10 protein-coding genes are annotated in these 14,144 nt (G+C 53.4%); all 10 read right to left on the bottom strand.

Annotated features, from left to right (window positions below):
- Positions 1-199: 199 nt before the first annotated feature.
- The 10 genes from IAE55_RS26810 to IAE55_RS26765 all read right to left on the bottom strand — a co-directional run bounded on the left by IAE55_RS26810 (position 200) and on the right by IAE55_RS26765 (position 14,138).
- Complete coding sequence (locus tag IAE55_RS26810; protein WP_200634349.1) at positions 200-1,840, bottom strand: sulfatase family protein; 1,641 nt, start codon at positions 1,838-1,840, stop codon at positions 200-202.
- A complete protein-coding gene (locus IAE55_RS26805; RefSeq protein ID WP_442793355.1) occupies positions 1,837-3,111 on the bottom strand; it encodes a Gfo/Idh/MocA family protein in 1,275 nt (424 codons plus the stop codon). Before IAE55_RS26805 ends, IAE55_RS26810 begins: the two co-directional genes overlap by 4 nt.
- Before the next feature lie 19 nt (positions 3,112-3,130).
- Positions 3,131-5,314: a hypothetical protein gene (locus IAE55_RS26800; protein ID WP_200634348.1), complete on the bottom strand. Its 2,184-nt coding sequence runs from the start codon at positions 5,312-5,314 to the stop codon at positions 3,131-3,133.
- Positions 5,315-5,400: 86 nt separating this feature from the next.
- Positions 5,401-6,276, bottom strand: a complete 876-nt coding sequence (locus tag IAE55_RS26795; RefSeq protein ID WP_200634347.1) for a carbohydrate ABC transporter permease — start codon at positions 6,274-6,276, stop codon at positions 5,401-5,403.
- A 1-nt stretch (position 6,277) separates the two neighbouring features.
- Positions 6,278-7,162 carry an ABC transporter permease gene (locus IAE55_RS26790; protein ID WP_234489891.1) on the bottom strand — a complete coding sequence of 295 codons (885 nt, stop codon included), beginning with the start codon at positions 7,160-7,162 and terminating at the stop codon, positions 6,278-6,280.
- A gap of 34 nt (positions 7,163-7,196) precedes the next feature.
- Complete coding sequence (locus IAE55_RS26785; protein ID WP_200634346.1) at positions 7,197-8,759, bottom strand: extracellular solute-binding protein; 1,563 nt, start codon at positions 8,757-8,759, stop codon at positions 7,197-7,199.
- A 209-nt stretch (positions 8,760-8,968) separates the two neighbouring features.
- Positions 8,969-9,841, bottom strand: coding sequence for an AraC family transcriptional regulator (locus tag IAE55_RS26780; RefSeq protein ID WP_200634345.1), 873 nt, complete (start codon positions 9,839-9,841; stop codon positions 8,969-8,971).
- Between the two features lie 28 nt (positions 9,842-9,869).
- The gene (locus IAE55_RS26775) at positions 9,870-11,219 is read right to left on the bottom strand and encodes a sulfatase-like hydrolase/transferase (RefSeq protein WP_200634344.1); all 1,350 of its coding nucleotides are present in this window, start codon (positions 11,217-11,219) and stop codon (positions 9,870-9,872) included.
- A 14-nt stretch (positions 11,220-11,233) separates the two neighbouring features.
- Entirely contained in the window at positions 11,234-12,595 is a 1,362-nt protein-coding gene (locus IAE55_RS26770) for a glycoside hydrolase family 27 protein (RefSeq protein ID WP_200634343.1), read from the bottom strand.
- A gap of 31 nt (positions 12,596-12,626) precedes the next feature.
- Positions 12,627-14,138 carry a sulfatase family protein gene (locus tag IAE55_RS26765; protein ID WP_200634342.1) on the bottom strand — a complete coding sequence of 504 codons (1,512 nt, stop codon included), beginning with the start codon at positions 14,136-14,138 and terminating at the stop codon, positions 12,627-12,629.
- Positions 14,139-14,144 lie beyond the last annotated feature (6 nt).

Below are 14,144 nucleotides of genomic sequence, written 5' to 3'. Positions count from 1 at the left end.
CTAATGGCATGACAACCCGGTTTGCCATTACGAAAAGCACCTCCTATAGTTTTCATTGGTAGAAACACCAAGCTGTTTTTCCAATGTCCACTATAAGTGATGCATTTCAATTTTGAGAGACGGTTTTTTTTGTAATATTAAGTTTAATTCCCTTTTTGATTTAATAACGGTCGATTGCATTATTCTTCTTGAAAGCGATTTAATTTTCGTTCTTAAAAAGGCGTTTCGGTTGCAGGTCTCCCGCAAAGTGGCGCCATGACTGTAAAAATCTCTCGATATATTCCGACTCGTTGCATATTTCGTTAAGCTTCACATCCTGATCACCTTGCAGAGCAGCATGGCATTCTCGGATAAACTGTTCGCCACGTTCCTGCGGCTCGCGTTCATCCATCATATGGAATTGAACGTTGCCATATTTGGCACCTGTTCTTAAATAGCCGCCATTCAGTACAACGAATGAATCGCCTTCGATAACACCATCAGGTCCCCATTTCCGCTCGTAATCGATCGCTTTTCTTCTTAATCCGTCGATCACGTCCTTCGGCACTCGTTCGGTTCCGATCAGATTATGAAGCTCCTGCGGGTCGCTCTCCATATCGAACAGCTGCTCTGTTCCCCGATTATAGAAATAAACGTATTTGTAATGCTTGTCGCGAGCCATTACCCAACGGTTCTCCCCCTCGCCGAAGCTACAGATTTGATGCTTACGATCTCGTTCGGATCTCTCCGAAAACAACGATGCTCCCGGAAGCTCGTATCGAGCTTGGGGATAAGACAGGTCGCACGCATCTAGACAAGTAGGAAGCACATCCAGCAAATCGACAAATTCTTCCGAGACCGTGCCCGCCTTTACCTTTTCCGGATATCGAACGATCAACGGAATTCGCGCCGAGCCATCGTAGGGCAGCGACTTTTGAAAGAACCCTTTATCGTACAGCATGTCGCCGTGATCCGAAGCGAAAATAACTAGTGTATCATCGAGTAGCTGCTTCTCTCGCAAATGGTCTAGCAACCGGCCGATATGATAATCCACGTGCGTCACGCATGCGTAATACGCCTCCCGGATTCGCCGAATGCTGAGATCATCTTCCTGATCACCGTACCATACGCTGCCAGCTGGCTCGAACGGATAGGAGCGCGACACCGGGGAAGGCTGTGGAAGCTCGCGATCGCGATACAACTCGCGATATGCCTCCGGAACCGCCCAGGGCGGGTGCGGGTGAATCCACGAGCAGAACAAGAAAAAAGACTCGTTTCCGTTGCGATCTAACCAATCGATCGCCCGGTCTGCCACCCAACGGTTCGGATGATGCGTTTCCTCCATTTGCGGCTGTTGCGGAATATGATACAGATTGGCGCGGACGCCATGAATGTTCTGGATCGAGCCAAGACCTTGATCCGCCAAAAACGTTGCATATTGATCGTCCTGCCGGCGGTTTGGAATTTCCTCCATCAGGATCAACTCGCTGTATCCGTGATGCATACGGCTCGGACGAAAGTGCATCTTCCCGATGGCCGCCGTCCGGTAATGATTCTCGGAGAATATGCGTGCGATGGTCGGCAATCCGTAGTTTTTGATCGGGCGATTCTTGTTGTTCGTGAAATAACCGTGCGCTCTACCCGGCAGGCCCGTCAAAAGATCATGGCGTGCAGGCATACATACCGGATTGGAGCTGTGAGCGTTCGTATACAGGCACCCTTCTGCCGCCAATCGATCCAGATTCGGTGTAATCATATGCACGTTGCCTGCCGCTTGAATCGTGTCATGCCGCTGTTGATCTGTGAAAAGGATCAGTACGTTCGGCTTCCCGGCATTCGACTTCGCTTCTCCGGCATTCATACAATCTCCTCCGATCGGATAGACTGAACGAAATCCTTTAAATATACGGTCTGGCCCGTCACCCGCGAATGCTCGGCGGCAAAGGAGATCATATGGCTTCGCGCCGAGACCAACGCATCCGTCCGGCCCTTCAAATCCCCGGTGCGAATCTGAGTTAGGAAATCGCGCATGATCAGATAATCGCCGCCCCCGTGGGCGCCGTTCACGACTGCCGGATAGATTTTCTCCTGCTTGCCGTTGAAATAGTTCACTTCGATCTCATTTTTCTTGCTGTATCCGCGAATTTCTCCCTTCGTCCCCATGAACTTGAACGTTCTCGTTCCCTCGTTCGCAAATCCGGTCATCGTGAATGAGACCGTCACATCATTCTCGAACAGCAAGTTCACCGTTTGATGATCCACAACGTCATTATCGCAGCGGAATACGCAGCGTCCATACGGCCCTTCTTGAATAGCCTTCATCCGCGCCTCTAGGGTCGGCTTGAGACTGACGGCGTTATACCAGCCTCCTTGCTTGGTGTGGTAGTAGTTACGAATCGCCGAGAACGGACAAGTCTGCTCAACCGCACAACCATCTGTACATCGTGCCGTCGAACCTTCCGGAGCGTTCTCCTCCCTGAAGTACTTCAGCTTGCCGAAGGAGGACACGGCGGCGCAATCCGCGCCAATCAACCACTGCAGCATATCCATATCGTGACAGCTCTTCTGAAGAATCATCGGGCTTGATTCGCCGGCATTGCGCCAATTGCCTCGAACGAAAGCAGAAACGTAATGCTCGTAGAAAACGTGCTCCGCCCATTGCACCGAGATCAGGTCGCCGATAACTTTAGAGTCGAGCAGTCTCTTCAATTCGTTCGAGTAAGGGTTATAACGCATCGTATGGCATACAGTTAAAATACGACCGGACCGTTCGGCTTTTTCTGCCAGGAGGAGTGTCTCCAGCGCATTGTGGGACATCGGCTTCTCGAGCAAAATATGGTACCCTTTATCCATGGCCTGCATCGCCGGCGAGAAGTGTTCTTGGTCCATCGTACAGATCAGCAGCGCTTCGCATAGCTGTGGCTCTGCCAGAAGATCCTCCCACGAGGCGAATTGTCGCTCCGGAGGAATGCCGTGCTGGTCTGCGAACAACTCCCGCTTCTCCGCATTGGGCTCCGCTACCGCTACAAATTTAAGCTCGTGGGGGCGTTGCAGAGCGTAGGTGCCATAGGCGTTCCTCCCCCTTTTGCCCGCTCCGATCAAAGCTGCTTGTGTGATATTCATTTTGCTCATGCTTCTCCGCCTCCGATCGTCAACTGCCTACCAGAATTCCTTGACCATTGAGCGAGACATAGATTTTGCCGTTGCCGCCAACCGATATATCGATCGGGAACCCGGCATTGGCATGATAGTAATCGTCGGCAATATCCGTGAAGGTGGCGCCTTGATCCGTGCTTTGGTATAGCCGGGCCGTCTCTCCGGATCCGTATAGCGTTGTTACAAATAAGCTGCCATCTGCGGACAAGGCAAGCGGCCCCGGATTGGATACGACCGGTAGCTGAGTCTTCGTGATTCCTCCGTCTTCCACAGTGCCGGTCTGGACGCCGGTCAGTTTAAACAAACCATCATGTGCAGACACGTAAAGCGTATTGGTGTATGCCGGACCTGCAGCGACGTAGCTGACGCTGCTTTTATCCGGGCCCTTGGCAGCGCTCGGATGATTCCAGATTTTCGTCCAAGAGCCGGCAACGCCGTTGTTATCAGAGCGCCATACCCCGGATTCCCGGTCATACAGATAGACATAGGATGAACCCGTAGGCCACGAGATGACCGCCTTATTCGTTGTCTGGGCACCCAGTGCGCTCGAAGACGAGAGCACGTTGCTCCAACCTGATCCGCTCTTCCGCCAGACGCCCTTGCCGGCGACTGCAGCGAGGATTGTCTGGGTTCCGTCGATCTGACGGACTGCCAAACCGATGACTTCACCCCCGCCGGTTGCGGCGCTCAGTCCTTCCGAACTCCAGCTAGCCACATCGGGATGGACTGGATTCACGTTCGACAGCACATCCCCGCCTCCGGTTCCCACATATACGGTCGTTGGGGAAGTCGAAAAATCCGCCGCCAGCGCGTAACCGTCCGTCACGCCGGAAGGCCGGTTGGCTTGAACGTCCGTCAAGCTGTTCGTCGAATAGAGGAAACCCCAATCCGTCGAGCCGATATAAACTCTCCAAGGACTGGTCGGGCTCGGATCGGCCAGTACCGACTGGTTGAAGGTCACGTTCAGATTGCGTACGATCGGGTGCCAATCGACTTCGCCGGTCGATGCGTTGATATCCCCTTTCCAAACGCCGGACCGTCCGGATACGTACAAGCGGTTATGATTGTTCGGGTCGACTTGGATAAAGGCGGCCACGAATCTCGTCTTGCCGATCATTGCATCGGGATTGAGCTGCGACAACCACCAAATGTTCGTAGAAGTGCCCATCTCGTAATGAATCCTCGAAGCATCCACCGTCAAAGGAGTCCAAATGGCGCCGCTGTCGTCGGAACGAAGCACGCTCTCATAGAGAGATCCGTTCGCCTTCGGATTGGTCGCTCCGATGAAGATCGTGTTCGCGCCTCCCGTGCTGTAGCCGTCGATCGAAGTATAGACGGTATCGCCGGATGTGCTAAGCAATGAGACCAGTGAACTGTCCGCAAGCTCGTAAACCTTGCCTGCGCTGCCATCTGAGCCGACGGCATACAGCGTGTGGCCGATATACTTCAGTTCTTCGAGATAAAGCGGCGAATTCGCGATTTGTGTCCAGGCGGAAGAGGATCCTTCCGCATCGGCGGTCCGGTACAGCTTCTCTCCGTATGCCGCCACGAACAGCTCACCGGCATCTTCTGGATTCAGAGCAATACTTCGAATATATTGGCCCGATAGTCCAAGATAAGTCCACGTATAGCCATCGTCAGCCGAACGGTACACGCCGTCCTTGTAAGTACCGACGTAGATGTAGCCGTTCGTCTCGTCCAACGCGATCAGATTGCCGGTAGACCGCGGGTGGGGGCTAGGTAGCGGTCCGTCCGTATTGCCCCCGGCGAATTTTACAGCGGTGCTCCTGACTTCCCACGATTGGCCTCCATTCGTGGAAACGCCAAACCCACCGGCTCCGCCCGCCTTGCCGAGTGCCGCATATACTTTATTAGGCGTTCCCGGGGAGAAAGCAAGGCTCGCCACCTGCAGCAGTTGCTTGTTGGTTATGCCGCCATTGGACGAGAACCATTCGTCTCCACCGTCCGTGGAGCGGCTGATTCCGGCAACATCCGCCCCAGATAGAATAATATCGCTGGCGAAGGGGTTCGCCGCGACGACTGATTGGAATCCGCCGGCATCCAAACCGGAGCCTTCGAATGCAAGCGGCGTATCGGCAAACGTCCGCTCGTATCCGAAGCCCAAACCAATGCCGCTAAAAAAAACGAAAGAAATGATGGAGATAACCCATTTTCTCATTACATTTGCCTCCTTGTGTCCGATTTAATTAATGAGTTCTAGTCTTTAAACAAAGCTAGTGTTGCTCGATCCCCCATTGAGAAGGGTTAACCTTTGATCGAACCCAACAGCACCCCCTTGTTGAAATACTTCTGCAGAAAAGGAAAACACACAAGCAGCGGCAGCACCGTCAAGACAATTGCTGCCATTTTGGCTGCCGGAGTATAATGGACGGTCTCGGACAACGATCTCCCGACGTTCGTATTGTCCTCGATAAGCATCTGCCGCAAGAAAACTTGAAGAGGCCATCGGCTGCTGTCGTTGATATACAAGATCGCCGCAAAATAGGTGTTCCACTGCTGCACGGCATAGAACAACGTGAAGGTGGCTATAGCCGGCAGAGACAATGGGACGATGACGCTCCATAATAGACGCCATTCTCCGCTCCCGTCCATCCGGGCCGCTTCTTCCAGCTCAGCGGGCACGGCCTGGAAAAATCCGCGCATAACGATGAGATGAAACGGAGCAATCGCCGTCGTTAACCATAGCGCCCAATAGCTGTTTACGAGCCCTAGACCTTTGACTACCAGATAAGTCGGTATCGTTCCGCCGGAGAATAGCAGCGTGAACAAAACTAACCCATTCAACACGGATCGGCCCTTGAGCTGCTTCTTGGACAAGCCGTATGCCATCAGCGTGGTAAGGAGCATGTTGATAGCCGTTCCGATTACGGTAATCTCCACTGCATAGCTTAGCGCGGACAAAAAACCGGGATTGCCAAGCAAATACCGATAGCCCTCAAGCGACCAACGCTTCGGAAATAGGAAGAACCCGCGAGTCAGGTATTCCTTCTCCGGCGCGAATGACGTGCTCAGAATATAGACAAGCGGAAACAGAATCGCCAACAAGCCGGAGATTAATAAAATATAAACGGCTATATCTAATAGATGGTCGTTCCGAGCATGACCGGTCCGGCTATTCATCTTAGATCACTCCTTCCTGCCCGAAGCGTCTGGCAATTTTGTTAGCGGCTACTACCAGCACTAAGCCGACAAGTGATTTAAACAAGCCGACGGCCGTCGTATAGCTGAAGTCCCCTTGAATAATGCCCTTACGGTAGACGAAAGTATCGAACACATCGGAGGTGGTTATATTCAGCGGATTCTGCAGCAAGAGAATATGCTCGAAGCCGAGATCCATGAAATGTCCCAGCCGCAAAATAAATAAGATGATTATGATCTGTCTTAATCCCGGCAGCGTAATATGCCAAATTTGTTGCAGTCGCCCCGCTCCATCGATTCGCGATGCTTCATAAAGCGTCGGATCGATGGAGGCCAGTGCTGCCAGGAAAATGATGGCGCTCCAGCCCGCGCCATGCCAAATGTTTTGCAACAGCCATACCCCTCTGAATGCTGCCGGTTCGGTTAGAACTTCCAGTCTGGGCAGACCCGCTGATTGCAGCAACTGGTTAATGCCGCCCGACTGCGCCGAGAACAAAACGAACGTTACCCCGACGATGACAACCCAGGATAGAAAGTGTGGTGCGTACATGACCGTCTGAATCAACGAGGACAGACGTCTTGAACGCAGTTCTCCGAGTATGACGGCAAGAACGATCGGAATTGGGAAGAATAACAGAAGGTCGAGCATATTCAGCCACAACGTATTGCGAAGCAAGGGAAGGAAGTCTCGTTCCTGAAACAACTCCCGAAAGTGTTCTAGACCAACCCATTCGCTTCCCTGGAAGCCCTTGAACGGATTATAGTCCTGGAAAGCGATGACAATGCCGACCATGGGAGCATATTTGAATAGGATGAAGAACAGCAAGCCTGGAAGAATCATGAGATAAAACGGAGTCAACCGTTTCATTTCACCCCATGATGTCCCCTTTCGCTGCAGAAAATCACTTATACTTCGCGTAAGCGTCATTGACTTCCTTGATAATGGTGTCTCCACCGCTTGCCCTCCATTCCGCGATGGCCCCGTCGATGTCCTCCACCGGCTCTCGACCGACAATGATGTTCATCGCCGTTGCCATAAATTTCGTGCTCAGATCCGCCGCCTCTTTAATATAGGTTTGGGAATAAACGACATATGGCGCTCCGGGATTCGTCCAAGGATATTTAGCGAGTTCGGACTGGAAGGCCATAAACTGGTCGGTCAGCTTCGGATCATCCCATTGATGGATATCGTGTTTCAGCGAAGAACTGCGGAAGAACCAGTTGTTCAAAATCGGGAGACTATCGACTTCTTTCTTCCCGCGTTCCGTCAGCGTGACCTTACCGTCCGGCGATTTCTCGTACATGATCCCTTCGACGCTGTCTTTGATCACGTTGCTGCCTTCCTCCGTGATCCACCAATTGAGCAACTTCAGCACACGTTGACGCTTCTGTTCGCTCATTTCGGCGTTTAGAACGATCTTCGTATCACCGACCGTTTGACCCGCGTTACCCCTCAGGCTCAAAGGCCCGATTGGCGGCGCAATAGGGACGAAGTGTGCTTTCGGATCAATAGCTTGCGCTTGCTTGTTCGTGCGGTTGATCAGCGTGAAATTCTGCGCGGTGATGCCCAGCTTTCCGCTACCCGCCTTCTCCTTGATAATGTCTCCGGTGTTCGTCGCGAAGTCTTGATCGAGGACGCCTTCCTTGTACGCATTGGCCAAAAAGTTGAGGTATGCTTTCCATTCCTCACTTTGCGTCTGCTTGGGCACGAGCTTGCCGTCGACTTCTTTCCAGCCGTTAGCAAGCCCGAACGCCGCCTCCAGCGTCTCCCCTCCGTCGAAGCCGGTATCTTTCGTTACCCCGCCCAGCGTGAAGCCGATCGTATCTGCTTTCCCGTCACCATCTGGATCGTCCTTCGCGAAAGCTTTGGCGATCCGATAGAATTCGTCGACAGTAAACTTGCTCGTATCCGGCTTCGTAAGCCCCAAATTGTTCAGCCAATCCTCCCGAACAATAAGCGAAGCTTGATAGGGCTCGCTGTATTTGGGAAATCCATAGATTTTACCTGGTGGATTGAGAATGTTCATCATGTCCTCCGGAAACTCGGAAGCCAGCTTCGGGTAATCTTTCAAATAAGGCGCCAGATCGACGAAGACGCCTTGAGACTGCCATTTGAGGAAGGTATCCTCATAACCGATAAATAGATCTGGCAGTTCTCCTGAAGCTGCCATAACATTCAACTTTTCATCGTATCCCGATCCCGGCGTCCACTGCACTTTGAGATCGATGTTGAATTTCTTGTCCAAATACTGAATCGTCGGGTGGTTATTATCCGGCCAGCCACCGCCCTTAAACGTTGGAGCCAACAAAGTGATCTCCAGCTTTGCCTTCCCGTCATCAGCGGCCGGATTCGGCGAACCCTCTTCTGATGCCACATTGCCGGCCCCCGCGCTGGAGCAAGCCGTAAGCGCGGCTGCCATCAGCAGTATTCCCGGCAGTAATGCCCACCTCTTTTTTCCTAACACATGAAGCCCTCCTCGTTTGCCTCGCCGAAATCAAAAAGCCCCGAGAACTAAAACGATACGTTCAAGGGGCTTCCAGTCGGCCGGTCAGCGTTTATCATACTATTCCAACCAAATTGATTGGTTATGTAGTTTGAGTTTACACTGACCATACCCGGAGGAGAATATCATATTGTCTAATGCCGTTTATCAATTTGTCTAGCCATTCACCGTTAATGACTGTAATTTCGTAATCCTTTAGTTGGTTGAGCTTGATATTGAGTCGGCGACATCCCGTAATATTTGCTAAAGGCTCTGGAGAAAGAGAATAGATCCGGATAACCTACGGATAACGCGATATCCGTCACGCTGAACCTGGTGTTCATCAGCAGTTCCCGGCCTTTCTCCATGCGAAGCCTGATGATATATTGCATCGGGCTGCATCCGAGAAGACGGCTGCATTCCTGATAGAGGTAAGAACGATGAACACCTGCCACTTTCGCGACATCCGCAACTGCAATATTTTCCGTATAATGCGTGTTCATATACTGAATGCTTCTTTCAAGCCAACCTGACGTCTTAACGGTCTTGGATAGTTCATCGGCTTGAAGGGATAATGCGACGAATAGTTGATACAGCATCAATTGCAGCAATGCTTCGTCATAATCGGATTTGTCCCGCAACAGATCATGAATGGAGAGCATCGTCCGTTCATGTTCCGGTAGCCAGCGATCGGTTACATACGGCTTCTCCCGATTGAATCCGATTCGTTCAACTAGCATCTCCGCTTGATTACCCTGAAAAGCCAGCCAGTACATGCGCAGCGGATCGTCGCTCTCCGCCAATTGATAGCTATATCGCAATCCGGGGAACAGGCAGAATAAATCACCACTGCGAAGCCGAACCGTTCTACCGCCGAACGCTAGCGTCACGCCTCCGCCGAGTACAACATGTACAGAATAGCACTCGATCACTCTGGGCCCGACCTGATAATTCGGCTTCGCCTTGTTGCGGCCGGCCCGAATGGCCCACACCCCTCCGCTTTTCTCAAATTCGGAGGGTGTATGGTACAAGTATTCGGCGTATTCATGGCCATATTCAATCATGTGCTTCCCCTCTTAGCCTGCCTTAGGCCTACAATCGAACTTCGGCTACCGATACGCGCCGTTGGCCGCTCCGCTTGCTCTCCGCCGGCTCGATCCTCGCCGGTTGTTCGCCGGCCTCGACCATTCGCCGAAGGAGACGCTCCCTTAACGCAGCCGTTACCTCGCGATGCGATTCGAAGCCGATCAGATTCGTCAACTCATACGGGTCCGCCACAAGATCGTATAGATACTCTTCATAGTAAACATCTGATGAAGCCGAATCCTGGACCGGATCGGCCGATGAGACGGAATATTTCCAACGAGAGGTACGGATGGCCCGGCCGATCTGCGCTTCGCTGATCTGAATGTAGACGTCGTCCGGCCATTCCTTCGTATCCCTGCTAAGCAATGGCAGAATCGATCGCCCTTGCATGACATCAGGCACGGGGATACCTGCCGCGTCGAGCAGTGTCGGCGCCAAATCAATCAAGCTGACGAGCTCGCGGATTTGTCCCCGGCTGTCAAAGCCCGGTCCGATCGCCGCCGTCGGCACGCGGATCGAGCTCTCGTGGCACGAACGTTTATATTCGCTGTTGCGAGTCTTGAAGTGGCAGCCGTGATCAGAGGTGAACAGAATAATCGTGTTGTCGGCTAGCTCCAAGCTTTTGACGGCGTCAATGAGTCTTCCGAGCGCTTCGTCTAACCGCTTCACCATCCCGTAGTAACCGCCTAGATGCTGCGCGCTCGTACCGCCGAGGGCTGCCAGATCCGGAGGTGTCCATCTTCCAGTATACGAATCGCGATAGACATCGGGCGAAGGATAATCGTCCCGATGGTTCTGATGATGAGGCTCCAAGAACGATAGGAAGAGGAAGAACGGCCGCTCCTGCTCTGCGTCGATAAACCGGATGGCTGCATCCGTCAAGGCGTCCACTCGATATCCGGGCAGCTTAACTCGTTCGTTGTCTTTATTGAAGACGACAGCATCGTATGAATCGGAAGTCATCTCGAGCGCGTTAGCAGCGAGCCAATATTCATAACCGCCGCGTCCTCGCTCCGTCACCGGATTCTCGTCAGCTAGATGCCATTTGCCTATATATCCGGTCTTGTAGCCCGCTTCGTGGAAATAGTGTGCCAGCGTCTTGGTTCCTTCGGGAAGCGGTATTTTATTGCGGTAGCATCCCGTAGTTGTCGGGTATAGGCCCGACTGGAACACTGAACGGGCGGGACCACATACCGGCTGGCAGGTAAAGGAATGGTACAGATGCGTACCGCTTGCCGCCATCCGGTCGAAGTTGGGAGTCAGCCCGAGCGGGTTGCCGTGAGCACCTGTCGTATCCCATCGTTGCTGATCTGTGAAGAAGACAATCACGTTCGGCTGTGAAGCTCTTTTTGTCATTAAATCTCATCCCCCTATTCTTTGAAATGAAGAAAAAGTACGCCGTCACCTTCGAGATCCGATGTCAGGACCCCGTTCTGCAACCAAAAGGAGGGCGTCGGCCAGATCGAGCGCAGCTTAGGCTCCCCTGATTCGTTTAATCCCAGCTGCCCCAGCGTTAAGCGCGCGTTCCACTTCTCCGTTGTCCGGTTAAAGATGCCGATCCAGCCTTCGGTCGCGTCCGAACGGCTCGGACTCTTCCACACTTCGAGTCCTTCCTCCGCGTGTACCCTGAATCCCATGATGCCATTCTGGTTGCAGGCCAGCATATCCGGGTTTGTAATTAACGAGAGAGAATATGCGTCGGAGGTCGGCAGGTCGCCGCCCATGAACAACGGCGATGCCGCCAGCGCACGAATCGTGATGAAGCTCAGCTTCTGATTCGTTGACAGGCCGCTCATCCGTTCATGGCCTTTGCCGCTAAGCTGTTCCTCCGCTGCGTTCTCCTCATACGATGCGCCGTCGGCTCGAGGCTTCCACAGTTGTAAATGGCCGAACGGAATCATGTCCAGATCGAGCCAGAAGCCTTCTAGCCGGAACTCGTTGAAGGCGTGCCAGGCTTGGAACGCTTTGTCCAGATCGGAGCGATTATCCCAAATGTCTCGTGTCGTCCGAAGCAGGTTCGCCTGCCGATACACTTCCATGTTCTCTGACTTCGTCTGTCCGCCCGGCGACAAGCTAAGCACGATATCCCTTCCCGAAGTGTGAATCGCTTTCACGATCGCTTTGATCTCGCGCGGGTGCCCGGTGATGTCGTCCGCTTTAATGAAGTCGACTCCCCAATCGGCGAGCATATGAATCCAGGAATCATAGAAGGGCTGTGCCCCGGGATGATCCATGTTAACGCCGTAATTGTAAGGGCACCAGACGCAGGTGTCCTCCAGCTCGGCAATGTCCGCAGCCCGATAAGGCGTGCCGTATACGGGCAGGTTCAACGCGACCGCTTTTCGGGGAATACCTCTCATCACATGGATGCCGAATTTCAGCCCCAACTCGTGCACGCGGTCGATCAGTTGCTGCATTCCGTTGGGAAAATAGCATTGTGACGGCTGCAGCCTGCCGTATTCGTCCAAATTCACGTCGTTCGCATGACGGACAGTCGGATAGCGGCTCCCTTCTGCAAGGCCGTACTCCGCAAACCAGCCATTGTCCACGACAAAATATTCGTAGCCCGCCGGCTTCAATAGTTTAGCCATGGCTTCCGCGTTCCTGAGCAGCGCGTCCTCCGGCGCCGCGCAGCCGTAGCAGTCGAAGCTGTTCCAGCCGAGCGGCGGACGAGGGGTTAATCGCGGCAGCGTCCCCTTGTCAAGGCCAGCTATAGTTCTGATCGCGCTCAATATATCCCTCCTTCCTGTTGACATCGGATGCTCAAGCGCCGGAGATTCTCGGCATAGGCAGCAATTCCTTGCCTAACTCCGCCCAGACATACCTAAGCAGCAGTTCCGACTTCAAAGCCTCATGCGCCGGATCGTCCCACAGGTTACGCATCTCATCCGGATCTTCCTGCAAGTCGAACAATTCGCCGTACGTCCGATTGTAATAGACGGTGAGCTTGTATCTCTCGTCGACGTAGGTCTTCACATGAATGGTCGTCGGTTCGTGATGATTCTCGCACAGGATATGGTCGCGAACCGAGTCGCGCTTGCCGTTCCACACTTCGCTCTGGTCCTTGCCCGTCATCGTGGCTGGAATCGGTAGCCCCGAGTAGCCGAGCAGCGTAGGGGCGATGTCAACCAGCGATTGCATCGAAGCCGACAAACGGCCGGCCGGCACGTGGCCAGGGAATCGCACGATCAGTGGAACGCGGATCAGGTCTTCATAATGGAACGGCCCCTTGGCTATCAAGCCATGCTGCCCGAACAGATGGCCGTGGTCGGATGTGAAGATCACAAGCGTGTCTTCCGCGAGGCCGAGCTCGTCGAGCTTGTCGAGAATGCGCCCGATATATTTGTCCATCAGACTTGTCATTCCGTAATAAACGGCTACATTTTTGCGGAGTTCCTCTTCTTGGTGCAAATGCGATTGAAAGCCGTGCATGCCGAATCCCGATTCACGGTAGGCCGAGAAATCCGGTTCCTTCTCCTGCGTCAGGCTGAAATGCGGCGGGTTGGCATCATGCTCTCCGTCATGCATTCCCCGCAGCGTCAGCTTCTGCGGGTCGTACATCGTATCCCAAGGTTCCGGAACGAGGTACGGCGGATGCGGATCGAAGAAGCTCGCCCACAGAAGGAACGGCTGGTCCTCCTGCTTGTAGCGTTCCAAAAAATTGTTGGTGCGTTCGGCGATCCAGGCGTCATAGTGGAACTCCTCCGGAATCGGCCAATGGTGAAGGTGCATCTTATTCATCGTGCCGGTCGGCGGACGGAAGTAGTCGCGCCAATTGAGGCAGCCCTTCTCTTCCAGCCATATCGCGTAGTGCTGCCCGGCGTGGGCTTCGTTCGTATGGTTCCGAGCTAGCTCAACATGTCGGAAGCCATAGAACGTCTCGTCGAAACGCCGCCAGTAATCCAGATCCTGCAATAGCGGATACGATTCGAGCGATGGGTACTCTTCCGTTGAAGCGAGCGGTTGGAAGTGCGCCTTGCCGATCAATGCCGTCTCATAACCGGCCTGAAGGAAGTCCTCTCCGACCGTATGGGCACTCTCCGATAGCTTCGTTCCGAGTGACCAGGCGCCGTGCTGGCTCGGATATTGCCCGGTGATCAGCGAACTGCGCGTCGGTGTGCATGTCGGGTTCGGGCAATAAGCCCTTGTAAATGTCGTTCCTTCCTTAACAAGGCGGTCCAAATTCGGCGTCGAGATCTCCGGCTGGAACGCGCCGATCGTATTCCAATGCTGCTGGTCACTCGTAATGAGCAGAATATTGGGTTTGCGGTTCACCACTAA

This window comes from Paenibacillus sp. S28 (assembly GCF_016624415.1).
Taxonomy (GTDB): Bacteria; Bacillota; Bacilli; order Paenibacillales; family Paenibacillaceae; genus Paenibacillus_AQ; species Paenibacillus_AQ favisporus.
This window is presented reverse-complemented; position numbering and strand designations above follow the sequence as displayed.

Bases quoted from the DNA above. Each gene is read 5' to 3' on its own strand.
- IAE55_RS26810 (WP_200634349.1), bottom strand. From the start codon at position 1,840: ATGAATGCCGGAGAAGCGAAGTCGAATGCCGGGAAGCCGAACGTACTG.
- IAE55_RS26805 (WP_442793355.1), bottom strand. From the start codon at position 3,111: ATGAGCAAAATGAATATCACACAAGCAGCTTTGATCGGAGCGGGCAAA.
- IAE55_RS26800 (WP_200634348.1), bottom strand. From the start codon at position 5,314: ATGAGAAAATGGGTTATCTCCATCATTTCTTTCGTTTTTTTTAGCGGC.
- IAE55_RS26795 (WP_200634347.1), bottom strand. From the start codon at position 6,276: ATGAATAGCCGGACCGGTCATGCTCGGAACGACCATCTATTAGATATA.
- IAE55_RS26790 (WP_234489891.1), bottom strand. From the start codon at position 7,162: ATGAAACGGTTGACTCCGTTTTATCTCATGATTCTTCCAGGCTTGCTG.
- IAE55_RS26780 (WP_200634345.1), bottom strand. From the start codon at position 9,841: ATGATTGAATATGGCCATGAATACGCCGAATACTTGTACCATACACCC.
- IAE55_RS26775 (WP_200634344.1), bottom strand. From the start codon at position 11,219: ATGACAAAAAGAGCTTCACAGCCGAACGTGATTGTCTTCTTCACAGAT.